At 73.1% G+C, this 22,241-nt stretch carries 21 protein-coding genes and 1 tRNA gene; 15 read left to right on the top strand and 7 right to left on the bottom strand.

What is annotated here, in order from left to right; genetic code table 11:
- Window positions 1-55: 55 nt before the first annotated feature.
- Window positions 56-1,942, bottom strand: a complete 1,887-nt coding sequence (gene dnaK, locus O2W16_RS06705; RefSeq protein ID WP_269158032.1) for a molecular chaperone DnaK — start codon at window positions 1,940-1,942, stop codon at window positions 56-58.
- Between the two features lie 294 nt (window positions 1,943-2,236).
- On the opposite strand from dnaK, the gene O2W16_RS06700 reads away from it, so the two are divergent.
- From O2W16_RS06700 to O2W16_RS06685, 4 genes are all read left to right on the top strand, one after another.
- The gene (locus tag O2W16_RS06700) at window positions 2,237-3,235 is read left to right on the top strand and encodes a type IV toxin-antitoxin system AbiEi family antitoxin domain-containing protein (protein WP_269158031.1); all 999 of its coding nucleotides are present in this window, start codon (window positions 2,237-2,239) and stop codon (window positions 3,233-3,235) included.
- A gap of 189 nt (window positions 3,236-3,424) precedes the next feature.
- Window positions 3,425-5,716: a (Fe-S)-binding protein gene (locus O2W16_RS06695; RefSeq protein WP_269158030.1), complete on the top strand. Its 2,292-nt coding sequence runs from the start codon at window positions 3,425-3,427 to the stop codon at window positions 5,714-5,716.
- Between the two features lie 109 nt (window positions 5,717-5,825).
- On the top strand, window positions 5,826-6,386 hold the full coding sequence (locus O2W16_RS06690) for a hypothetical protein (RefSeq protein ID WP_269158029.1): 561 nt from the start codon (window positions 5,826-5,828) through the stop codon (window positions 6,384-6,386).
- A gap of 66 nt (window positions 6,387-6,452) precedes the next feature.
- Window positions 6,453-7,763 carry an MFS transporter gene (locus O2W16_RS06685; protein ID WP_269158028.1) on the top strand — a complete coding sequence of 437 codons (1,311 nt, stop codon included), beginning with the start codon at window positions 6,453-6,455 and terminating at the stop codon, window positions 7,761-7,763.
- A gap of 10 nt (window positions 7,764-7,773) precedes the next feature.
- Here the strand turns inward: O2W16_RS06685 and O2W16_RS06680 are convergent, their stop codons facing one another.
- Both O2W16_RS06680 and dcd read right to left on the bottom strand, forming a co-directional pair.
- Window positions 7,774-8,493 (bottom strand): methyltransferase domain-containing protein, encoded by a 720-nt coding sequence (locus O2W16_RS06680; RefSeq protein ID WP_269158027.1) that lies wholly within the window; start codon window positions 8,491-8,493, stop codon window positions 7,774-7,776.
- A 144-nt stretch (window positions 8,494-8,637) separates the two neighbouring features.
- Window positions 8,638-9,231 (bottom strand): dCTP deaminase, encoded by a 594-nt coding sequence (gene dcd / locus O2W16_RS06675; protein WP_269158026.1) that lies wholly within the window; start codon window positions 9,229-9,231, stop codon window positions 8,638-8,640.
- Window positions 9,232-9,415: 184 nt separating this feature from the next.
- On the opposite strand from dcd, the gene O2W16_RS06670 reads away from it, so the two are divergent.
- The 5 genes from O2W16_RS06670 (at window position 9,416) to O2W16_RS06650 (ending at window position 14,487) form a co-directional block, all read left to right on the top strand.
- Entirely contained in the window at window positions 9,416-9,946 is a 531-nt protein-coding gene (locus O2W16_RS06670; protein ID WP_269158025.1) for a PAS domain-containing protein, read from the top strand.
- On the top strand, window positions 9,943-10,902 hold the full coding sequence (locus O2W16_RS06665) for a methyl-accepting chemotaxis protein (RefSeq protein ID WP_269158024.1): 960 nt from the start codon (window positions 9,943-9,945) through the stop codon (window positions 10,900-10,902). Before O2W16_RS06670 ends, O2W16_RS06665 begins: the two co-directional genes overlap by 4 nt.
- Before the next feature lie 123 nt (window positions 10,903-11,025).
- Window positions 11,026-13,719 (top strand): S8 family serine peptidase, encoded by a 2,694-nt coding sequence (locus tag O2W16_RS06660; protein WP_269158023.1) that lies wholly within the window; start codon window positions 11,026-11,028, stop codon window positions 13,717-13,719.
- 84 nt (window positions 13,720-13,803) lie between these two features.
- Window positions 13,804-13,874 (top strand) — tRNA-Gly (locus O2W16_RS06655).
- Window positions 13,875-13,932: 58 nt separating this feature from the next.
- Window positions 13,933-14,487 (top strand): GNAT family N-acetyltransferase, encoded by a 555-nt coding sequence (locus O2W16_RS06650; RefSeq protein ID WP_269158022.1) that lies wholly within the window; start codon window positions 13,933-13,935, stop codon window positions 14,485-14,487.
- 40 nt (window positions 14,488-14,527) lie between these two features.
- Here O2W16_RS06650 and fdhA read toward each other — a convergent pair whose 3' ends face one another.
- Window positions 14,528-15,754 (bottom strand): formaldehyde dehydrogenase, glutathione-independent, encoded by a 1,227-nt coding sequence (gene fdhA, locus O2W16_RS06645; RefSeq protein WP_269158021.1) that lies wholly within the window; start codon window positions 15,752-15,754, stop codon window positions 14,528-14,530.
- Between the two features lie 284 nt (window positions 15,755-16,038).
- On the opposite strand from fdhA, the gene dhaK reads away from it, so the two are divergent.
- Genes dhaK through dhaM form a run of 3 tightly spaced genes read left to right on the top strand, consistent with a single transcriptional unit; the run spans window position 16,039 to window position 18,085 of the window.
- On the top strand, window positions 16,039-17,040 hold the full coding sequence (gene dhaK, locus O2W16_RS06640) for a dihydroxyacetone kinase subunit DhaK (protein ID WP_269158020.1): 1,002 nt from the start codon (window positions 16,039-16,041) through the stop codon (window positions 17,038-17,040).
- A 2-nt stretch (window positions 17,041-17,042) separates the two neighbouring features.
- Window positions 17,043-17,672, top strand: coding sequence for a dihydroxyacetone kinase subunit DhaL (gene dhaL / locus O2W16_RS06635; protein WP_269158019.1), 630 nt, complete (start codon window positions 17,043-17,045; stop codon window positions 17,670-17,672).
- 2 nt (window positions 17,673-17,674) lie between these two features.
- Entirely contained in the window at window positions 17,675-18,085 is a 411-nt protein-coding gene (gene dhaM / locus O2W16_RS06630; RefSeq protein WP_269158018.1) for a dihydroxyacetone kinase phosphoryl donor subunit DhaM, read from the top strand.
- A 184-nt stretch (window positions 18,086-18,269) separates the two neighbouring features.
- On the opposite strand, the gene O2W16_RS06625 is transcribed toward dhaM, so the two are convergent.
- From O2W16_RS06625 to O2W16_RS06615, 3 genes are read right to left on the bottom strand one after another with little or no spacing between them, the layout of a single operon-like run.
- On the bottom strand, window positions 18,270-19,298 hold the full coding sequence (locus O2W16_RS06625) for a type III polyketide synthase (RefSeq protein ID WP_269158017.1): 1,029 nt from the start codon (window positions 19,296-19,298) through the stop codon (window positions 18,270-18,272).
- Window positions 19,299-19,341: 43 nt separating this feature from the next.
- Entirely contained in the window at window positions 19,342-20,088 is a 747-nt protein-coding gene (locus tag O2W16_RS06620) for a methyltransferase domain-containing protein (RefSeq protein ID WP_269158016.1), read from the bottom strand.
- Between the two features lie 10 nt (window positions 20,089-20,098).
- On the bottom strand, window positions 20,099-20,452 hold the full coding sequence (locus tag O2W16_RS06615; protein ID WP_269158015.1) for a DUF3140 domain-containing protein: 354 nt from the start codon (window positions 20,450-20,452) through the stop codon (window positions 20,099-20,101).
- 47 nt (window positions 20,453-20,499) lie between these two features.
- Between O2W16_RS06615 and O2W16_RS06610 the strand changes: the two genes are divergently transcribed.
- From O2W16_RS06610 to O2W16_RS06600, 3 genes are read left to right on the top strand one after another with little or no spacing between them, the layout of a single operon-like run.
- Window positions 20,500-21,000 carry a DUF6328 family protein gene (locus tag O2W16_RS06610; RefSeq protein ID WP_269158014.1) on the top strand — a complete coding sequence of 167 codons (501 nt, stop codon included), beginning with the start codon at window positions 20,500-20,502 and terminating at the stop codon, window positions 20,998-21,000.
- Between the two features lie 45 nt (window positions 21,001-21,045).
- Window positions 21,046-21,969: a ribokinase gene (locus tag O2W16_RS06605; RefSeq protein WP_269158013.1), complete on the top strand. Its 924-nt coding sequence runs from the start codon at window positions 21,046-21,048 to the stop codon at window positions 21,967-21,969.
- A gap of 36 nt (window positions 21,970-22,005) precedes the next feature.
- A complete protein-coding gene (locus tag O2W16_RS06600) occupies window positions 22,006-22,206 on the top strand; it encodes a hypothetical protein (RefSeq protein WP_269158012.1) in 201 nt (66 codons plus the stop codon).
- The last annotated feature ends 35 nt before the right edge of the window (window positions 22,207-22,241 follow it).

Here is a 22,241-nt window from a genome sequence, read left to right as displayed (position 1 = left end):
CCGAGGGCACCGGCCCGGTCACCCGGGCCGGTGCGCCTGCGCGTCGACGGTGAGGTCACCGCTTGTCGGAGTCGTCGTCCACGATCTCGGCGTCGACGACGTCGTCGTCCCCGGCGGACTGGGACGAGGTCGCCCCGGTCGCGTCGGTGGCGCCGTCGAAGCCGGCGTCACCTGCCGCGCCGCCGGCGGCACCGTCGGCCTGCGCCTGGGCGTAGAGCGCCCCGCCGACCTCCTGGGAGATCCGGGCGACCTTCTCCTGTGCGGTCTTGATCGCGGCGATGTCCGAACCACCGAGGGAGGAGCGGAGCTCGGTCAGCGCCTCGCCGAGCTCCTCCTTCTTGTCGGCCGGGATCTTGTCGCCGTTCTCGGCCAGGAACTTCTCGGTCTGGTACTGCAGCGACTCGGCCAGGTTGCGGGTCTCGGCCTCGTCGCGGCGCTTCTTGTCCTCCTCGGCGTGCGCCTCGGCGTCGGCCATCATCCGGGCGATGTCGTCCTTGGGCAGGGCCGAGCCACCGGTGATGGTCATCGACTGCTCCTTGCCCGTGCCGAGGTCCTTGGCGTGGACGTGCACGATGCCGTTGGCGTCGATGTCGAAGGCCACCTCGATCTGCGGGACGCCGCGAGGCGCCGGGGGCAGACCGGTCAGCTCGAACATGCCGAGCTTCTTGTTGTAGGAGGCCATCTCGCGCTCACCCTGGAAGACCTGGATCTGCACGGACGGCTGGTTGTCGTCGGCCGTCGTGAAGATCTCCGAGCGCTTGGTCGGGATCGTGGTGTTGCGCTCGATGAGCTTGGTCATGATCCCGCCCTTGGTCTCGATGCCCAGGGACAGCGGGGTGACGTCGAGCAGCAGGACGTCCTTGACCTCACCGCGGAGCACACCGGCCTGCAGCGCGGCACCCACGGCGACGACCTCGTCCGGGTTGACGCCCTTGTTGGGCTCCTTGCCGCCGGTCAGCTCGCGGACGAGCTCGGTGACGGCGGGCATCCGGGTCGAGCCACCCACCAGGACGACGTGGTCGATGTCGCCGACCTTGACGCCGGCGTCGCGGATCGCCTGGTTGAACGGGGCCTTGGTGCGGTCCAGCAGGTCCTGGGTCAGCCGCTGGAACTCGGCGCGGGTGATCGTGACGTCCAGGTGCATCGGGCCGTCGGCGCCGGCGGTGATGTAGGGCAGGTTCACGTTCGTCGACTGCGCGCCGGACAGCTCGATCTTCGCCTTCTCGGCGGCCTCACGCAGACGCTGCATGGCCAGCTTGTCCTTGGCCAGGTCGATGCCGGACTGGGCGTTGAACGTCTGCACCAGGTGCTTGACGACCCGCTCGTCCCAGTCGTCACCACCGAGCTTGTTGTCACCGGCGGTGGACTTCACCTCGATGACGCCGTCGCCGATCTCCAGCAGGCTGACGTCGAAGGTGCCGCCACCGAGGTCGAAGACCAGGATGGTCTGCTCGGTCTCGCCCTTGTCCAGTCCGTAGGCCAGGGCCGCGGCGGTGGGCTCGTTGACGATGCGCAGCACGTTCAGGCCGGCGATCTCCCCGGCCTCCTTGGTCGCCTGGCGCTGGGCGTCCTCGAAGTAGGCGGGGACGGTGATGACGGCCTCGGTGACCGGCTCGCCCAGGTAGGTCTCGGCGTCGCGCTTGAGCTTCTGCAGCACCCGCGCGCTGATCTCCTGCGGGGTGTACTGCTTGCCGTCGATGTCGCCGGTCTTCCAGGTGGTGCCGATCTCGCGCTTGACGCTGCGGATCGTGCGGTCGACGTTGGTGACCGCCTGGTTCTTGGCCGACTGGCCGACCAGGACCTCGCCGTTCTTGGCGAACGCGACGACCGAGGGGGTGGTGCGCGCACCCTCGGAGTTGGCGATGACGGTGGGCTCGCCGCCCTCGAGGACCGACACGACGGAGTTCGTGGTGCCGAGGTCGATTCCGACTGCTCGTGCCATGGAAGGCCTCTCCTAGCGTTGCTGACGGGGTGGTGCTGGTCTGGGAGCCGAGGGCCGGCGCCGTCCTTGCGCCTGGTCCGCTCAACTTTCCTGCCCAGCCTAACGGCAGGGGTGGCGGCGGTGTTCCCAGGGGCCCGGCAAGTGACGCGGCCCTCATCGAAAGGGCGCCGTCCTCACCGCAGGAGGTGCGGCTCGCCCCCGGGAGGCGAGGACGGCGAGCGCTCAGGCGGGCCGTCGTCCACAGGTACCCGACTGCAGCGACCTCCAACGTCGGTGATCGCCGAGACTGCCTCGGTGCACCCGGCACTGAGGCATGCGGCGAACGGTCGGATGGGCGTCTTCTCCGTCGCAGAGGCGCGCTCCGCCGGCTACGGCCCCGACGAGATCCGCGCCCTCCGCTCCTCGGGGCGGTGGGTGCGACTGCGCCAGGGGGTCTACACCACGGCCGAGGACCTAGCGGTGACCGAGCGGGACGGCGTCCGGCACGCCGTCGAGTGCCTGGCCGTGCTGACGTCGCTGGCCCGACCCACCGCCGTCGCCAGCCACGCGTCCGCGGCACGGGTGTGGGGCTGGCCGGTCCCCCGGCGCGAGCCCGGCACCGTCCGGCTCACCGATCCACACCAGTGGCGCCGCACGGCCGATTACCGGATGGCCTGCGCCCCCGTGCCGCCGCAACACCGGGCGCACCGCGGACCGGTGCCCCTGACCTCTCCCGCCCGCACCCTGGTCGACTGCGGGCGGGAGTGGTCGCTGGAGGACGCGGTCATCGCGATGGACGCCGGGTTGCTCGCCGGACAGACGACCTCGTCGGAGCTCCAGGACACGCTCGCCCTCGCCCGCCACTGGCCCGGCACCCCTCGCGCAGTCCGGGCCGTCGCCCTCGCCGACGGCCGAGCCGAGTCACCGCTGGAGACACGCGGCCGATTGCGGGTCGTCGGCGCGGGCCTGCCGGTGTTCCAGCCGCAGGTCGAGATCTGGTCCGACGGCCGGCTCCTCGCCGTGGTCGACGGCTGGTACGACGACGCGGCGATCGCCCTGGAGTTCGACGGGAAGCTGAAGTACACCGACCCCTGGCGTGGTCGCACGCCCGGGCAGGTGCTGTGGGAGGAGAAGCGGCGGGAGGACGCGCTGCGCTCCCTGGACGTCCGGGTGGTGCGGATCGCCGACGAGGACGTCGACCGCGGATGGGGCGCGCTCGACCGGCGACTGCGCTGCATGCTCGGCGTCGCCGGTCCGGTCGATCGCCGCTTCACCGTCGTGCCCCGGGCCATCGGCCGACCGCGAGTCGGTTGACCGCGCACGGCCGACCGCACTCGTCGGGCGCCGTCCTCACCGCACGACGTGAGGTCAGGCCCCGGGAGGTGAGGCCGGCGGCGGCGGCGCCGCGGGGACTGGGGGGTTACCCGCGAGTAGCCTGTGGCCGCCCGGTTAGTGTCCGTGCCGGGTGGGCGACGACGCCCGCGCACGCACGAGAGGGAGCTCATGGGCCCGTTGCAGATCGTCCTCGGCACGCTGGCCGTGATCCTGCTGATCGTCTCGGTGGTCTACGCCACCAAGGCCGTCCGCGCGATGCTGCGGATCTTCCGCAGCGGCCAGCCCGACCCGACCCGCTCCGGCCCGGTCGGCCCGCGGCTGAAGACGCTGGCCGTCGAGTCGCTGGGGCACACCCGGATGCTCAAGTGGTCGGCCATCGGCGCCGCCCACTGGTTCGTCTTCATCGGGTTCTACGGCCTCTTCCTCACCCTCGTCGAGGCGTTCGGCGAGGTCTTCGACCCGGAGTGGCACCTCCCGCTGATCGGCGAGTGGGCGCTCTGGAACCTCTTCGTCGACCTGATCGGCGCCGCCACGGTCCTGGGCATCCTGTACCTGATCGTCCGGCGGCAGCTCGACCACCCGCGCCGCAAGGGCCGGGCCAGCCGGTTCGCCGGGTCCAACGAGGGGCGCGGCTACTTCGTCGAGGCCGTCGTCCTGACCATCGGCATCTGCATCCTGCTGATCCGCGCGATCAAGGTCTCCGCCGACCTGACCGACGCCCCGGCCTGGTCGCACCCGATCTCCGGAGCGCTGGCGAACATCGTCCCGGCGAACCCCGACCTGCTGTCGATCGTCGCCTTCATCAAGATCGTCGTCTCGCTCGGCTGGCTGATCACCATCTCCCGGGTGCTCAACATGGGCGTCGCGTGGCACCGGTTCAGCGCGTTCTTCAACATCTACTTCAAGCGTGAGGACGACGGCTCCCAGGCCCTCGGCCCGCTGCCGGCGATGACGTCGGGCGGCAAGCCGATCGACTTCGAGGACCCCGGTGAGGACGACGTCTTCGGCCGCGGCAAGATCGAGGACTTCACCTGGAAGGGGATGCTGGACTTCACCACCTGCACCGAGTGCGGGCGGTGCCAGAGCCAGTGCCCGGCCTGGAACACCGGCAAGCCCTTGTCGCCGAAGATGGTGATCATGGACCTGCGGGACCACCTGTACGCCAAGGCCCCGTACCTGACCGGCGCGACCAAGGCCTCCGACGAGGCCCCGAACTTCGCCGACTTCACCACCCTGGAGCCCAGCGACGAGCAGGTCTGGGCGTCGGGCTACGCCCGGATCGAGGGCACCAACGACGCCCAGGCACACCGCCCGCTGGTCGGCACCCTCGAGGAGGGCGGGGTCATCGACCCCGACGTGCTGTGGAGCTGCACCAACTGCGGTGCCTGCGTCGAGCAGTGCCCGGTCGACATCGAGCACGTCGACCACATCATGGACATGCGCCGCTACCAGGTGCTGATCGAGTCCAGCTTCCCCTCCGAGGCCGGCGTGATGATGCGCAACCTGGAGAACCGCGGGAACCCGTGGGGCGTGGGCGGCAACGTCCGCGAGGAGTGGATGAAGGAGCTGGACTTCGAGGTCCGGCAGGTCGAGGGCGCCATCGACGACGACGTCGAGTACCTGTTCTGGGTCGGCTGCGCCGGCGCCATCGACGACCGCGCCAAGAAGGTCACCAAGGCCGTCGCCGAGCTGCTGCACATCGCCGACGTGGAGTTCGCCGTCCTGGGCAACGGGGAGACCTGCTCGGGTGACCCGGCCCGCCGGATGGGCAACGAGTTCCTGTTCCAGCAGCTGGCGCAGGAGAACGTGGAGACGCTGAACGCCGTCTTCGAGGAGCGCCCGGCCGGACGGCGGAAGATCGTCGCCACCTGCCCGCACTGCTTCAACTCGATCAACCGCGAGTACCCGCAGCTCGGCGGCGACTACGACGTCGTCCACCACACCCAGCTGCTCGGCCAGCTGGTCGAGGAGGGGCGGCTGACCCCGGTCACCCCGATCGACCGCAAGGTCACCTACCACGACCCGTGCTTCCTGGGCCGGCACAACAAGGTCTACACGCCCCCGCGGGAGATCCTCGACTCCGTGCAGGGCCTGACCACCCAAGAGATGCACCGCTGCAAGGACCGCGGCTTCTGCTGCGGTGCCGGCGGCGCGCGGATGTGGATGGAGGAGAAGATCGGCAAGCGGATCAACGTCGAGCGCACCGAGGAGGCGCTCGAGCTGGACCCGGACGTCATCTCCACCGCGTGCCCGTTCTGCATCACCATGCTGAGCGACGCGGTGACCAGCAAGCAGCAGGCCGGCGAGGCGAAGTCGCACGTCGAGGTCCTGGACGTCAGCCAGATCCTGCTCCGTTCCATGGCCCCCGCGGGTGCGCCGGGCACGGAGTCCGGCCCGGGCGTGGGCACCGAGCCCGACGACCCGGCCGGCACCGGCTCCGCCGCCACCCAGCACAGCTGAAGAAGGACCCCCGTGCCCCCCACCACTCGCAGGCTCGCGGCGGGACCCTGCACGGGGGCCGCAGGACGAGGATGACGCGACCGCACACCTGGGGCGGACACTGGGCGGCATGAGCTCTCCGTACGGCGGCGGCCGTCGTCGGGGCGAGGCCGAGCGCGCCGCGGCCTCCCGCAGCACCCGGATGCACTACGCCCGCGACGTCAACGACGAGCGCGCGCTGGCCGACGACCGCCCGACGATCCGGCGCAGCCGGCACTGGACCTGGCTGGCCGTCGCGATCGTGGCGATGACGGTGCTCGCCGTCGCCGGCGGCCGGGGTGCCGAGGACGTGACCCTCACCGCCGACTGCGACGACCCGGGGATCGCCGTCGCCAGCAGTGTCGTGGCCGCCGGCCAGCCGCTGCGGTTCCGGGTGACCGGGGCCGAGGACGTCGACTACGTGATGACCCTGGACGGCGAACCGGTCCGCGGCGACGCCGGCAGCACCGTCAGCTACACCCAGACCGCGGCCGGACCGGCGTTCCGGCTGCCCCAGTGCCTGAGTCCGGTCCTGCAGTTGGCCGCCCCGGCCGGTGACGGCGTCCACGACCTGGTGATGCTGCGGGTGGCCGTCGACGGGACGACCGAACAGGTGGCCGAGGTCCCGGTCACGGTGACCGACACCCGCTGACCCGACGCGGCCCGGCCCCGACCCGGCTCCCGGCCTGCCGCGGCTCGGGGAGGAGGATGAGCGGACGTGACCCGCGCCGCCGCCTCGCTGCCGCCGCGCACGTCCTCCCGGCAGGGGCTGGTCCTGGTCGGGACGGCGATCGTGCTGACCGGGTTCAACCTGCGCACCGCGGTCAACAGCGTCGGCCCGGTGCTGCAGGAGATCGAACGCGGCCTGGGCATCTCCTCCGGCCTCGCCGGACTGATCACCAGCATGCCGCTGATCTGCTTCGCGCTGATCGGCTTCGCCGGCCCGCCGCTGGCCGCCCGGTTCCGCGACGGGCACGTGCTGGCCGCGGCCCTGCTGGTCATGGCGATCGGGCTGCTGCTGCGGGTGTCGGTGCCCAACGTGTGGGTGTTCCTCCTCGGCACCGTGGCCACGATGGTCGGCGGGGCGCTCGGCAACGTGCTGCTCCCCGGACTGGTCAAGCGGTGGTTCCCGGAGCGCACCGGCCTGCTGGTGGGCGCCTACAGCACCGCGCTGGCGATCGGCGGGGCGGTCGCCGCCGTCTCCACGGCGCCGATCGCCGCGGCCGCCGGCGCCGACGGCTGGCGCTGGGGACTGGGCATCTGGGCGGTGTTCGCCCTGCTCGCGGCGCTGCCCTGGCTCGCCGTCCCCGTCCGGCCGGGCGCCTCCCGGGGCGGGCACACCGCGGTGCGGCTGCGGGAGCTCCGACGCAGTCGGCTGGCCTGGACGATGGCCGCCTTCTTCGGGCTGCAGGCGATGCAGGCCTACGTCATCGTCGGCTGGACGGCGCAGTACCTCCGCGACCAGGGCATGTCCGCGGAGGCGGCCGGTTTCCTGGTCGGGCTGAACGCACTGATCGTCATCCCGCTCAACGCCGTCGTCCCGCTCGGCACGGTGCGGCCGCACTGGCAGCGGCCGATGCTGCTGGCCTTCATCGCCTGTTACCTGGCCGGCTGGACCGGCCTGCTGCTCGCCCCGCTCACGCTGACCTGGCTGTGGGTCTGCCTGCTCGGGTTGGGCATGGGCACGTTCGCGATGATCCTGGCCCTCTTCGGGCTGCGCGGCCGCACCCCGGAGTCGGTGAGCGCCCTGTCCACCGTCGCCCAGGGCTGGGGGTACGCGCTGGCCGGGGTGGGGCCGCTGCTGGTCGGCCTGCTGCGGGGCGTCACCGGCGGCTACACCGGCATGTTCGTGTTGGTCTACGCCGGGGTTGGGCTGCTGCTGGTCACCGGCTGGAGCATCTGCCGGCCGCGGTACGTCGACGACGAGGTGCCCGGGCTCGTCGGCCCGGCCGCTCGCCTCGGCGACTTCCCGGAGACCGAGGTCGCCGGGGCCGAACCGCCCGTCCTCCTCCCGCGGACCGAGCGCTGACCGACCGGGCTCAGACCGACAGCTGCAGGGCGCGGAGCAGTTCGGTCGACCGGTCCCGGCGCAGCTCCGGTGACCGGGTGAGCAGCGCGACGGCGACGACGTAGGAGTCCTCGCCCGCCCAGCCGTGCCCGTCCGCGGTGAGCGCGGCGATGTGCTCCCGGACCTTCGGCTCCCCGCTGTAGGCCCCGAACTCCAGGCCCATCGCCAGGAAGTTGGCCACCTGGTACCCGAGGTCGCGGGCCGTGGACAGGGTGGCGGCGGGGTCGGAGTAACTGGGCAGCGCGACCAGCAGGTGCTCGAAACCGGCCTTGAGCAGCCGGAGGACCATGTCGTTGCCGTACCAGCCGCCCCAGAGCTCGGGCATCAGGATGTCGGCGTCCGGCGCGGGGATGTAGGGCGGGTTGGCGATCACCGTGGAGACGTCCCGCCCGTCCGGGGAGTCGGCCCAGGCGAAGAAGTCACCGTGCTCGACGGTGTAGCGGTCGCCGACGCCGAGGCCGTCGATCGTCTGCCGGGCCCGCTCGACCGACGTCGTGCTGATGTCGGTGCCGTGCACCTGCAAGCCGGGCACCGCCCGCACGACGTGCGCGATGGCCCGCGCGTCACCGCTGCCGAGCTCCGCCACGCCCTCGGCCTGCCAGGGCACCAGGGTCGCGTACTGGGTCAGCAGGAGCTGGACCGAGAACGCGTAGTGCGCCGACTCCTCGGCGCAGTCGAAGAATCCGTCCACGATGTGGTTGCCCGACGGCTGAGGCAGGAGAACAGCAGTGTCCCGGGGGTCCATGGGGCAGGGCCTACCCAGCAAGGCGGCCCGTCATCCGGCTTGGCGCCACCGTTCACCGAGGGGTCGGACACCCGCCACCCGGGAGACGGGTCAGGCCGGGTCGGGGCGGCGGGTCTCGGCCCGGTTGAAGTTGCGGAAGGACCGGGACGGCGTCGGCCCGCGCTGGTCCTGGTAGCGCGAGCCGTAGAGCGCCGAGCCGTAGGGGTGCTCGGCGGCCGAGCTCAGCTGGAACAGGCACAGCTGGCCGATCTTCATCCCCGGCCACAGCGTGATCGGCAGGTTCGCCACGTTGGAGAGCTCCAGCGTGATGTGCCCGGAGAACCCGGGGTCGACGAACCCCGCCGTCGAGTGGGTGAGCAGGCCCAAGCGCCCCAGCGAGGACTTCCCCTCCAGCCGGGCGGCCAGGTCGTCGGGGATGCTGACGACCTCCAGCGTCGACCCGAGCACGAACTCGCCCGGGTGCAGCACGAAGGCGTCGTCGCCGGTCGGCTCGACGAGGGTGGTCAGGTCGTCCTGCTGCTCGGCCGGGTCGATGTGGGTGTACCGGGCGTTGTTGAACACCCGGAAGAACCGGTCGAGCCGGACGTCGATGCTCGAGGGCTGCACCATCGCCGGCTCGTAGGGCTCGATCCCGAGCCGGCCGGTCGCCAGGGCCGCTCGGATGTCGCGGTCGGACAGCAGCATGGCGCGGAGTCTAGGGACCGGCCTGCCGGGACCTTCGTCCCGTTCCGGTGGCCAGGCTCGATCTCACCGCCGGACTGCCGATGACCAAGAGGCACCGACCGGTGCCGGAACTCGAGCACACAGAGAGAGGGGCGGGATGGTCACCACACGGCCGGCGCCCGGCGAGGCCCGACCGAGGCAGCAGGTGGTCCGACCGACGGGGGTCGAGCGGACGTTCTCCGCCGACGAGCTCATCGTCTCCAAGACCGACACCCGGGGCGTGATCACCTACGCCAACGACGTCTTCCTGCGGGTCAGCGGCTACGACCTGGACGAGGTCCTGGGGCAGCCGCACAACCTGATCCGGCACCCGGAGATGCCCAAGGCGGTCTTCAAGCTGCTCTGGGACACCCTGGCCGAGGGGCACGAGATCTTCGCCTACATCGACAACCTGGCCGCCGACGGCGCCAACTACTGGGTGCTGGCGCACGTGACGCCGTCCTTCGGCGCCGACGGGCGGGTGGTCGGCTACCACTCCAACCGGCGTCGTCCGGCTGCCCGCGCGGTGGCCGCGGTGCGCCCGCTGTACGCCCAGCTGGTCGCCGAGGAGCGCCGCCAGCCGAACGGCCGGGCAGCGGTGGAGGCGTCGAGCCGGCTGCTGGGCGAGCTGGTCGCCCAGCACGCGGCGTCGTACGAGGAGTTCGTCTGGTCGGTCATCGGGGAGGACGAGCAGTGAGCCCGCGTCGCCGTGGGGACGGCCAGCTCAGCGCGGCCGCGGAGCTGGAGGTCTACCGAGGGTTCGTCCGGCAGCTCGTGGCCGCATGCGACAGCGCCGCCGCCGGCGACCTGGAGGCGCGCAGCCGTCCGGTCCCGGGGTCCTGCGACGTCCCCGAGCTGGTCGCACTGCACAACAGCGTCAACCGGGTGCTGGACGTCTCCGACGCCTTCGTACGCGAGGCCGGAGCGGCGCTGACCTCGGCAGCGGAGGGCCGGTTCCACCGCAGACTGCTGCTGACCGGTCTCTCCGGCGCCTACCGCCGCGGCGCGGAGGTGATCAACTCCGCCCGGGCGGCGATGCAGGAGTCGGCGTCCCGGGTGGCCGAGGCACAGACCTCCCGGCTGCAGCTGGCCGACGAGTTCGAGACGGTCGTGCTCGGCATGAGCGAGCAGGTCGCGACGGCATCCACCGAGCTGTCCGCCTCGGCCCATGGCCTGACCCAGGCGGCGACGGCCGCGAGCACGGAGGTGGCTGCCGCCCGCGGCACCATCGACTCGCTGACCCGCTCGTCGGCGGAGATCAAGGGCATCGTCGCCATGATCGACTCGGTGGCGGCACAGACCCGGCTGCTGGCGCTGAACGCCACCATCGAGGCGGCCCGCGCCGGTGAGGCGGGCAAGGGCTTCGCGGTGGTGGCCTCCGAGGTCAAGGACCTGGCCGACGAGACCGCCCGGTCCACCGAGCGGATCACCGCCCAGGTCGAGTCGATGCGCACCGCGTGCGACGACGTCGCCGCCGGCATGAGCACCGTGGGGGCGACGGTGGCGGAGATGAACGGCCTGGTCGACGGGATCGCCGCCGCGGTGGACGGCTCCGCGTCGTTGGGACCGGCCGGGGACACCACCGGGCTGTCCCGGATGGCGGAGAAGCTGCGTTCGGAGATGACCGGCTTCCTCGGCGCGATGCGGGGCTGAGGTCCGGGGTCACCCGATGGGGCGAGCGGCAACCGGCACGCTCCAGCGGGGGACCCGCCGGGCCGATGCCCCTCCTTCGAGCACCGCCGTGACGGCACGGGGTGCACCTCGGAGGAGGACCGGATGGATCTCGTGGGCCACCAGGGCAGTCGGCTGCCCGCGCACGGCCGGGGCGTGCGCATGGTCGCCGTCGTCGCCGCTGCGCTGACCGGCTTCGGCGGCGCGGCCGCAGTGGACGCCCTGGCCGGGCCCGGCCTCCCGATCGCCGTCGCCGACGGCTTCGGCGCCGGCGACGGCCTCACCCGGTACGTGGTCACCGGAGCAGCGGGGGACGCGACGCCGGAGTTCCTGGCCGATCTGGACCAGCAGGACGGCGTCGACTCCGCGCAGCGGCTCTACGACGGCACCGCGCTGGTGGCGACCGACGGCATCTCGGTACAGACCCTGCGATCACTGCCTGGCGTGGCCGACGTCGAGCTGTCGCCGTCGATCCCGGCGCTCGGGACGGTCAGCGACCCCTATGCGGCCCAGTACGGCTGGAACCTGGAGAACACGGGAACGAACGTGTACCAGCAGGTAGCCACGGCCGACGCCGACGTCGACGTGACCGACGGCTGGAGCGCCTCCACCGGTGAAGGCGTCGTCATCGCCCTCACCGACACCGGCTTCGACTCCGACCACCCGGACCTGGCCGGGTCGTTGTGGACCAATCCGTCCTGCACGGAGGACGCCGACGGTGACGGACTGACCGGGGACTGTCACGGCTGGAACTTCTCCGCGAACAGCCCCGACGTGGACAACGGGGCGAACGGCACGCACGGGGCCTCGGTCGCCGGCGTCCTCGCCGCTCGCGCGGGGAACGGCATCGGTTCTGCGGGTGTGGCGCCGAAGGCGACCATCATGCCGCTGGTCATCGGCAGCGGGGACTCCGTCGACGCCAACCTCGGCGCACAGGCCATCCGCTACGCCGTCGACCACGGCGCCACGATCATCAACGCATCGTGGGGAGGTCAGTTCACCGGGAGCGCACTGACGAACCTGCAGTCGGCCATCGCCTACGCGGCCAGCAAGGGGGTCCTGATCGTGGCCGCAGCGGGCAACGACGCGCTCGACCGCGACTCCTCGATGTTCTACCCGGCGAGCCTGCCGGACGACAACCTCGTCGTCGTGGGCAGCTCCAATGCGGAGGACGGCGTCTCCGCCAGCTCCGCCTACGGAGCGACGTCGGTGGACCTGTTCGCCCCCGGCAACAAGGTGGCGACCACCTGGAACGACGGCAGCTACCGATTGGTGAGCGGGACGTCGATCGCCGCACCGCACGTCGCAGCCGCACTGGCGCTCTACCGGACCACCATGCCGACCGCCACGGCCGCCGAGCTGAAGGCCGCGCTGCTGGCGGACGTCGACCCGATCACCGCCTTCCAGGGGAAGTCGGTGACCGGCGGCCGGCTGACCCTCAGCCACCTGGCACCCGAGACCAGTGTCGGCTACAGGTTCACCTCGATGACGGCCCCGGCGGGGCAGGCGACACCGCTGGTCCGAGCGACCGGCCCGGACCTGGCCGGCACCTACGAGATGGTGCTGAGCCTGGGCATGGAGCACGGCGGCGAGGTCTGGGCGCTCTCCGGTGAGGACGTCACGGTCGCGGGAGCGACGCTGACCACGGACGACGCCGGCCAGGTCACCGTCCCGCTGGGTGCGCTGACCACGGTGGAGGGCCTGGAGGTGGCCCCCTCGGTCGACCTGGCCCCCGGCCGATACGCGCTCAGCGCGCAGCTGATCGTCGACGGTCAGCCGTTCGGCGACACCTTCGCCGCGCCGCTGCTGGTCGGCGCCACGCCGGCGCCCGCGCCGGACAGCGGGACGACGCCCGGGACCGGCCCCGGAACGACCGACCCCGGCACCGACGGCAGCACCGACCCGGGCACGAGCACCCCCGGGACGACGGTCCCGGGCACCACCGACCCCGGCACCCCGGGCCCCGGCACGGCCGACCCGGGCACCAGTGGCCCCGGCACCAGCGACCCCGACACCACGGGCCCGGGAACGGACGACCCCGGGACGACCGGCCCGGGCACCACGGACCCTGACCCCACGGACCCGGACACCACGGATCCGGACACCACGGGCCCCGGCACCACGGACCCCGCCGAGCCAGAGACCAGCGACCCAGGACCGAACCCGGGCCCCGCCGAGCCGGGGACCAGCGACCCAGGGACGGACCCGGGCACCACCGACCCCGGCACCCCCGTCCCGGGCAGCGACACCGGGTCCAGCGTGGATCCCGCGCCGGGTGACACCACCCCGCCGCCGTCCGTCGTCACCTATCCGGAGGTCGGGCCGTTCGGGCTGACCAGCATCTCCCCGGCGGTCGTCAGCACCGCCGGCGGGACGCGCGTCACGGTCACCGGCACCAACGTCCCCAACGGCGCACGGGTGCGGATCGGGGACACCCGGGAGGCCACCGTCGTCAGCGCCGACAACACGTCGGTCGTCTTCACCGCTCCGGAGCTGGTGGCGGGTGTGTACGACGTCTTCGTCTTCGGTCCGTCCGGCACGGAGTCCTCGGTGCTGGCCGACGGCCTCACCTACGTCGAGGAGCCGACCAGCGATGGCGGCACGGACTCCGCGCCGGGCACCGACGACGGGACGGCGCCGGATGCCGGGAGCACCCCGGACACCGGCGGCGGCTCGTCCGTGGTCACCGCGGTCGGGCCGAACGGCGAGCGGCTGGTGCGCTCGGCGGCCTTCGGGCGGCTGGGCAGCTCGTTCTGGTCGCTGGACTGCAGCACCAGCTGCCGAGGCGTGTTGCTCTGAGCCGCTGAGACACAGTCGCCCCCGACCGGGTTCCGGTCGGGGGCGACTGTCTTGCTAAGCTCTCCGACAGGTCACTGACCTGCCGCGGGTGTAGTTCAATGGTAGAACATCAGCTTCCCAAGCTGACAGTGCGAGTTCGATTCTCGTCACCCGCTCTCCTCCTCCAGCGCCCCTCCCGGGGCGGCACGGCGACGCCTCCGCGAAGCTGGTCCGGTGAGCCACACCCGCACGACGGTCACCGTCCGCAGCGCCCCCACCGCCGACCTCTCCACAGCCGAGCTCCACCGGCTCCGGGGCTTTCTCGACACGGCGTTCACCGACGGGTTCAGCGACGACGACTGGTCCCACGCGCTCGGCGGCGTGCACGTGCTGGCCACCGTGGACGGCGAGCTGGCCGGGCATGCCGCCGTCGTCGTCCGCCAGCTCGTCGTCGCCGGCCGGACGCTGCGGACCGGCTACGTCGAGGCCGTCGCCACCGCGGCCGCCCTGCGCCGCCGCGGCGTCGGCGCGGCCGTGATGGCAGAGGCGGAACGGTTCGTCCGGGGCGGCTTCGAGCTCGGCGCGCTGGCCGCCAGCGAGGACGGCGCCCGGCTGTACGGCGCGCGCGGGTGGCTCCCCTGGTCCGGCGACCTGGCGGCGCTGACCCCCGAGGGCGTGGTCGCCACCCCGGGCGAGGCGGTGTTCGTGCTGCCCACCCCGGCCACCCCGGCGCCGCTGGACCCCGCCGTCCGGCTGGTCTGCGACTGGCGCCGGGGCGACCTGTGGTGACGCGGCGGGCCCGGGGCACCCGCCCCGGGCCCGCGTCGTCCTAGGCGGCCTTCTTGCCGACCATCCCGTGCGGGTCGATCACGTACTTCTTCGCCGCACCGGAGTCGAAGTCCTGGTACCCCTGCGGCGCCTCGTCCAGGGAGATGGTCGTGGCGTTGACCGCCTTCGCGATCTGCACCTTGTCGTTCAGGATCGCCTTCATCAGCCCCAGGTTGTAGCGCATCACCGGGCACTGACCGGTGGTGAAGGAGAGCGACTTCGCCCAGCCGGTGCCCAGGCTCAGCGACAGCGAGCCGACCTTGGCCGCCTCGTCGATGCCACCCGGGTCACCGGTGACGTAGAGCCCCGGGATGCCGATGGCACCGCCGGCCGCGGTGACCTCCATCAGCGAGTTCAGCACCGTGGCCGGCGCCTCCTTGCCCGCGCCCTCGCCGTGGCCGCGGGCCTCGAAGCCCACCGCGTCGACGGCGGCGTCCACCTGCGGCTCGCCCAGGATCTGCTCGATCTGGTCCTGCGGCGAGCCCTTGGACACGTCGACGGTCTCGCAGCCGAAGCTGCGTGCCTGGGCCAGCCGCTGCTCGACGAGGTCGGCGACGATCACCACCGAGGCACCGAGGAGCTGGGCGCCGACGGCCGCCGCGAGCCCCACCGGGCCGGCCCCGGCGATGTACACGGTCGAGCCGGGCTTCACCCCGGCGGTGACCGCCCCGTGGAAGCCGGTCGGGAAGATGTCCGACAGCATGGTCAGGTCCAGGATCTTCTCCATGGCCTGGTCCTTGTCCGGGAACTTCAGCAGGTTCCAGTCGGCGTAGGGCACCGTCACGTACTCGGCCTGCCCGCCGACCCAGCCGCCCATGTCCACGTACCCGTAGGCCGCTCCGGGGCGCGCCGGGTTCACGTTCAGGCAGATCCCGGTCTTGCCCTCCTTGCAGTTGCGACAGCGCCCGCAGGCGATGTTGAACGGCACCGAGCAGAGGTCGCCCACCTCGATGAACTCGACGTCGGACCCCTTCTCGACGACCTCGCCGAGGATCTCGTGGCCGAGCACCAGGTTCGGCGGCGCCGTCGTCCGGCCGCGGACCATGTGCTGGTCGCTGCCGCAGATGTTGGTGGTGACCACCTTGAGGATCACCCCGTGGTTCAGCTTGCGGCCCACGTTGGCCGGGTTCACCCCCGGCCCGTCCTGCAGTTCCAGCTTCGGGTAGTCGGTCTCGTGCACCTCGACCTTGCCGGGCTCGATGTACGCAACGCCTCTGTTGCCAGCCATCTGGGGGAGCTCCTCAGCTCTGGGGGGACCGGTCCTGGGTCGTGCACCCTCCGGCCGCCAGTTCTTCGACCGGCATGCGCTGGAGGGCATGGGAGGCCGAGTGTGCCCCAGGTCACGTCTCTCGTGCAGCCCCGAGCTCGGGGAGAAACGTCGTCCGACGATTGCGGACCGCTCCCCGTTGCCGACGCGGCCCCCTCCAGGGCACCGCCCCGAGCTCGCGAGGGGTGGGGAGGAGGGGGTCCTTCTACTACGGTTCGCTCGTCCCCCATGATCAGGAGCCCGCGATGAAGAAGCTCATCAACGACCCGGCAGACGTCGTCGACGACGCCCTGCGCGGCATGGCCGCAGCACACCCCGAGCTGCGGATCGACCCCGAACACCGGGTCGTCTTCCGCGGCGATGCGCCGGTGGCGGGCAAGGTCGGCCTGGTCTCCGGAGGCGGCTCCGGCCACGAGCCGCTGCACGGCGGGTTCGTGGGGCTCGGCATGCTCGACGCCGCCTGCGCCGGCGAGGTGTTCACCTCCCCCGTCCCGGACCAGATGGTCGCGGCGACCCAGGGGGTCGACGCCGGCGCCGGCGTCCTGCACATCGTCAAGAACTACACCGGCGACGTGATGAACTTCGAGATGGCCGCCGAGCTGGTCGCCGCCGAGTCCGGCACCGAGGTGGTCTCCGTCGTCACCGACGACGACGTCGCCGTCCAGGACAGCCTCTACACCGCCGGCCGGCGCGGCGTGGGCGTCACCGTGCTGGTGGAGAAGCTGGCCGGCGCCGCCGCCGAGCAGGGCCGCCCGCTGGCCGAGGTCGCCGAGGTGGCCCGCCGGGTCAACGGGCAGGGCCGCAGCATGGGCATGGCGCTCACCTCCTGCACCGTGCCGTCCGCCGGCAAGCCCACCTTCGACCTGCCCGCGGATGAGATGGAGCTGGGCGTGGGCATCCACGGCGAGCCGGGCCGCCGCCGGGTGCCGGTCGCCCCGGCGCGCGAGGTCGCCGAGATGCTGCTGGAGCCGGTGCTGGCCGACCTGGACTTCACCGGCGGCGACGGGGTGCTCGCCTTCGTCAACGGGATGGGCGGCACGCCGCTGCTCGAGCTCTACGTCGTGTACGCCGAGGTGCAGGCGGTGCTGGCCAAGGCCGGCGTGACGGTGGCCCGCTCGCTGGTCGGCTCGTACATGACCAGCCTGGAGATGGCCGGCTGCTCGATCACCCTGCTGAAGGTCGACGACGAGCTGATCCGGCTCTGGGACGCCCCGGTGCGCACGCCGGCGCTGCGGTGGGGGGTCTGAGCATGGCCACGCTGGACACCGACGCCCTCGGCGCCTGGGTGCGCGAGTACGCCCGCGCCGTCACCGAGCACCGCGACGAGCTGACCGAGCTGGACTCCGCCATCGGCGACGCCGACCACGGCACGAACATGCACCGCGGGATGACCGCAGCCGTCGCCGCCCTCGACGCGACCCCACCGGCCGACGGTGCGGCGCTGCTGAAGACCGTCGCGATGACCATGATCAGCAAGGTGGGCGGCACCAGCGGCCCGCTGTACGGGACGCTCTTCCTGCGGATGTCCGGCGCCCTGGACGACGGCTCACCGGCCGCCTTCGCCGCTGCGTTCCGGGCCGGCGTCGAGGGCGTCGTCGCCCGCGGCAAGGCCGAGCTGCAGGACAAGACGATGGTGGACGCGCTGCTGCCCGCGGCCGACGCCCTCACCGAGGCGGTCGGCGCCGGGCAGGAGCTGGACGTGGCGCTGCGCGCGGCCGCGGACGCCGCGGCGCGGGGTCGCGACTCGGTGACGCCGCTGGTCGCCCGCAAGGGCCGGGCCAGCTACCTGGGCGAGCGGAGCGCCGACCACGTCGACCCGGGCGCCGAGTCGGCGGTGCTGCTGGTCGAGGCCGCCGCGGCGACGCTGGGGAGGAGCTGACCGTGGCCGCCGTGGGCATCGTCGTCGTCTCGCACAGCCGGCCGCTGGCGGATGCCGCCGTCGAGCTGGCCCGGCAGATGCTGCCGAACTCGACCCTGGCCATCGAGGTGGCCGCCGGCACCGACGACGGCGGGCTGGGCACCGACGCGGTCGCCGTGTCCACGGCCATCACCGCCGCCGACTCCGGGGACGGCGTGGTGGTGCTGATGGACCTGGGCAGTGCGGTGATGTCCGCCGAGACGGCGCTGGAGCTGCTGGACGACGACGTCCGGGCGCGGGTGGTGCTCAGCGCGGCCCCGCTGGTCGAGGGCCTGGTCGGGGCCGCGGTCGTCGCCGCCGGCGGTGCCGACCGGGACCGGGTGGCCGCCGAGGCGCTCCGCGGCCTGGCCCCCAAGCAGGCCCACCTGGGCTGATGGCGGGCTCGGCATCTCCGGCCGAGCCGCCGGCGGCATGCTGCACCCCGGGTTGAGCCGCGCGAACTGACGTTGAGCCATGCCGTGGCGCGGCTCAACGTCAGCTCGCCCGGGTTGACCCGGGCGGCGGCCGGCCCAGGGGGCAGCCAGCCCAACGGGTGGCCAGCTGGCCGGGGGGTTCGGGTCAGACGGGGAGCAGCAGGGTGGCGTAGAGGGTCAGGCCGGGCCCGAAGGCCATCGCGACCACCGGGCCGTCGACGTCGGCGAGCTCGTCGAGCACCAGCAGCACCGTCGCCGACGAGCAGTTGCCGTGCTCGGCGAGCACCCGGCGTGACGGCGCCATCTGCTCCTCGGTGAGCCCCAGCTCGTCCCGGACGACGTCCAGGATCCGCGGCCCGCCCGGGTGCACCGCCCACCCCGCGACGTCCTCGACGCGCAGGCCCGCCTCGGTGAGCAGCTCCTCGACCACCCCGCCGACGTGCCGGGCGAGCACGTCGGGAACCCGGGGCGACAGCCCCATCCGGAAGCCCAGGTCGGTGACGTCCCAGGTCATGTGGTCGGCGGTGGCCGCGTCGGTGCGGGCGACCATCCCGGCCACCCGCCGGCCCCGCCGGGCGGCAGGCTCGACGACGATCGCGGCCGCGGCGTCGCTGAACAGCGCGTGGGTGACGACCTGCTCCAGGTCGGCGACGGCCGGCTGCACGTGCAGGCTGGTCAGCTCCAGGCACAGCAGCACGGCCGGCCGGGAACGTGCCGTGACGAAGTCGCTCACGGCAGCCAGGCCGGGCAGCGCCGCGTAACAGCCCATGTGGCCCACGAGCAGTCGCTGCAGCCCGAGCGGCATGCCCAGGTCGCTGGCCAGCCGGATGTCCAGACCCGGGGTGGCGTACCCGGTGCAGGTGGCGACGGCGAACTGCCCGACGTCCCCGGGAGCCAGCCCGGCGGCGTCCAGCGCGGTCGCGACGGCCTGCTTGCCCAGCGGGAGCCCTTCGGTGACGTAGCGCTCCATCCGCGCCCCGGTGCCCCACTGCGACACGTCCTCGTCGACGGGGTTGACCACCGCGTGCCGGCTGCGGACGCCGGCGCTGCGGAACACCCGCTCGGCGGCGCGCAGACCGGCGTACTTGGCGGCGAAGTACCCGTCCCAGACCTCGCCCTGCTGGTAGCTGGCCGGCAGGGCGCGGCCCGAACCGGTGACGACTGCGGCGGTCACCAGGCCGTTCCCGGCGCGTTCGGGGTCTCGGGGCCGCTGACGGTCATGCCCCGACCGTACGTGCGGACCCCGGCGCCCGCTGCTCGGCGACGGGCTCCGGGCGCTTGGTCGCCGAGCCGGCGAACAGGATCCCGGTCCAGGGCATGGTGCGCATCCGCACGTCGTCCCGTCGTCCCCGCCGCCAGGCGACCAGGTCGCGCACCGAGGGGCGCAGGCCGACCAACCGCAGGTCCAGCCCCAGCCGGTCCGCGGTGGCCAGCAGCGCCTTCCGGTCGACGAACAGCGCCGGGTCGTGGATCCCCGGCGGCGGCCCACCGGGCAGCCGCTCGGCGATCCGGACCGCCACGATCGGGGCGAGCCGGGTGTCCGCGATCGAGTCGATGACCAGCAGACCGCCGGGCTTGAGCAGCCGGGCGCTCTCGGCGAGCACCTGCCCGGGGTCCGCGACGTGCTCGAGGATCTCCCCGGCGGTGACGACGTCGGCGCACCCGTCGGCGAGCGGCACCTCCAGCACCGACCCACGGACGACGGAGACCGCGTGCCGGCGGGCGACCTCCAGCCCGGCCAGCCCGATGTCCACGCCGACGTGCCGGTACCCGAGCCGCTGCACGTGCGGGGCCATCAGGCCACCGCCGCAGGCGAGGTCCACCAGGACGGCACCGGGCGCCGGCGCCGGCGGAACGTGGCCGGCCCGCGACGCGGCGATCCACTGGAGCATCGCGAAGCCGCCGTGCGGGTCCCACCACTGGTCGGCCAGCTGGTCGTACTGCGCCGGGTCGTTGCGCTGCACGCCGGCGAGGCTACTTGTCCTTGAGCGGGTCGTGACCCCAGTTCATCAGCGAGTACCGCCACCGCGACGTCTCGACGTCCTCCTTGGCGGGCTCCTGGGCCAGGTGGCGCTGCACGTAGCCGTGCACCTTGCGCATGTGGGAGAGGTCGTCGTCGGTGAGGTCGGCCTTCTTCGTGCGCAGCAACTGCACGATCCGCCGGCCCGACTCGTGCCCGGTGGACTCCCCCGACCCGCCGCTCTTCTGCCCCACCGACTGCGACTCCTCGGTCTCCAGCCACCCCTCCAGCTCACCGGCGGTCATGTTCACCGCCTCGCCGAACTCGCGGCGGGTGCTGTCGGCGTCCTCGGTCTGGTGCTCGGGCACGGGCGTCTCCGGGTGTCGATCGGCTGCGCCTGCGGTACCGCAGGCAGGTGGCGGAGAAACGGAGCGAGGCCGAACGGACCGCCCTGGCCCGCGGTGAGACACCCGACGAGGTGCTGGACCGCAACGTCAACGAGGTGCTGCAGGAGATCCGGGTGGCGATCACCGCCGTCCAGGTGCTCTTCGCCTTCCTGCTGACCCTGCCCTTCCAGTCCCGCTTCGCCGACCTCGGCACCTTCGGGACGACGGTCTACGCGGTCACGATGATCAGCACCGCCACGGCCACGGTGGTCCTCATCGCCCCCGTCTCCTTCCACCGGATGCTGTTCCGGCGGCGGCAGAAGGCGGCGATCGTCCGGTTCGCCGACCGGTCGCTGGTGGTCGGGCTGACCCTGCTCCTCACCGGGATCACCAGCGCGGTGCTGCTCGTGCTGGACGTGGTGCTCGGGCGGTGGCCGGCGGTCACGGTGTGCGCGGCGATCGTCCTCATCGGGCTGACCACCTGGTACGGGCTGCCGCTGCGGCAGCGGCGGACGGCGGCGACCGACTGAGCGGCCTCTCTACGCTGGCGCCGTGGTGACCACCGGGGAGATGCCGTGTCCGTGACCGTGGTGGGGAGCCTCAACGAGGACGTCGTGGTGACCGTCGACCGGCTGCCCGGCCGCGGGGAGACCGTCATCGGCTCCTCGGTCGCGGTCCTGCCCGGAGGCAAGGGCGCCAACCAGGCCGCCGCCGCCGGCCGGCTGGGCACCGGCGTGCACATGGTCGGCCGGGTCGGCACCGACCCGGCGGCCGGCCGGCAGCTCGCCGCCCTCGCCGACGCGCGGGTGAACGTGGGGCGGGTGCACCGCACCGAGGGCGTGCCCACCGGGTCGGCCATGATCCCGGTCGAGGCGGCCGGCGGGGAGAACCTGATCGTGGTGGTGCCCGGCGCCAACGCCGAGCTGACCCCCGCGGACGTCGACGTGGAGTCGGTGCACCGCGCCGGCGTGCTGCTGCTGCAGCTGGAGAGCCCGCTGGACACGGTGCAGGCCGCCGCTGCGGCCACCCGGGGAACCGTCGTCCTGAACCCGGCGCCGCCGCAGCCGCTGCCGGCCGACCTGCTGGCCCGGGTCGACGTCCTGGTGCCCAACGAGCACGAGCTGCGCCGGCTGACCGGCGCGCCGTCCGGCGAGCTCTCCCCCGGCGAGCTGGCCGAGCTGGCCTGCGGGCTGGGCGTGCGGTCGACGGTGGTCACCCTGGGCGCACGGGGCGCTCTGGTGGTGCCCGCGGAGGGTCCGGCGCACGTGCAGGGGCCCCCGCCGGTCGAGCCGGTCGACACCACCGGCGCCGGCGACTGCTTCTGCGGTGCGCTGAGCAGCGCGCTAGACCGCGGCGAGACGCTGGCCGACGCGGTCCGCTACGCGGTCACGGCGGCGGCGCTGTCGACGACCGGCGCGGGCGCGCGCGGTGCGCTGCCGGACGACGACGAGGTCCAGGCGCTGCTGCCCCAGACCCCCGCGGCGACGCCGGTCGGCTGATGGTTGCGCCGCCGCGGGCGGGGGCACGGGGCGGGCATGACCGAGAACACCGGACGCACCCCGCACCCCGCTGAGCCCGCCGAGGGCGACGCCACGAGCGACCAGCACGAGACCGGCCGCACGCCGCACCCCGAGCAGCCGGCCGAGGGCGGCGACCCGACCGAGGGCAGCGACCCGACCGAGGGCAGCGACCCGGCCGCGGGCGTGGACCCGGAGAACCGGGTGACCGGGGCCTGACCTGGGCCCTGCAGGTCGGGGCGGGGCCCGCTGTG

It is taken from the genome of Modestobacter sp. VKM Ac-2984 (assembly GCF_026967985.1).
Classification (GTDB): Bacteria; Actinomycetota; Actinomycetes; order Mycobacteriales; family Geodermatophilaceae; genus Modestobacter.
Note: the sequence above shows the minus strand (reverse complement) of the source record. Positions and strands in the feature narration are given on the sequence as shown.

Bases quoted from the DNA above. Each gene is read 5' to 3' on its own strand.
- dhaK (WP_269158020.1), top strand. From the start codon at position 16,039: ATGAAGAAGCTCATCAACGACCCGGCAGACGTCGTCGACGACGCCCTG.
- O2W16_RS06695 (WP_269158030.1), top strand. From the start codon at position 3,425: ATGGGCCCGTTGCAGATCGTCCTCGGCACGCTGGCCGTGATCCTGCTG.
- fdhA (WP_269158021.1), bottom strand. From the start codon at position 15,754: ATGGCTGGCAACAGAGGCGTTGCGTACATCGAGCCCGGCAAGGTCGAG.
- O2W16_RS06690 (WP_269158029.1), top strand. From the start codon at position 5,826: ATGAGCTCTCCGTACGGCGGCGGCCGTCGTCGGGGCGAGGCCGAGCGC.
- dnaK (WP_269158032.1), bottom strand. From the start codon at position 1,942: ATGGCACGAGCAGTCGGAATCGACCTCGGCACCACGAACTCCGTCGTG.
- dhaL (WP_269158019.1), top strand. From the start codon at position 17,043: ATGGCCACGCTGGACACCGACGCCCTCGGCGCCTGGGTGCGCGAGTAC.
- O2W16_RS06660 (WP_269158023.1), top strand. From the start codon at position 11,026: ATGGATCTCGTGGGCCACCAGGGCAGTCGGCTGCCCGCGCACGGCCGG.
- O2W16_RS06600 (WP_269158012.1), top strand. From the start codon at position 22,006: ATGACCGAGAACACCGGACGCACCCCGCACCCCGCTGAGCCCGCCGAG.
- dcd (WP_269158026.1), bottom strand. From the start codon at position 9,231: ATGCTGCTGTCCGACCGCGACATCCGAGCGGCCCTGGCGACCGGCCGG.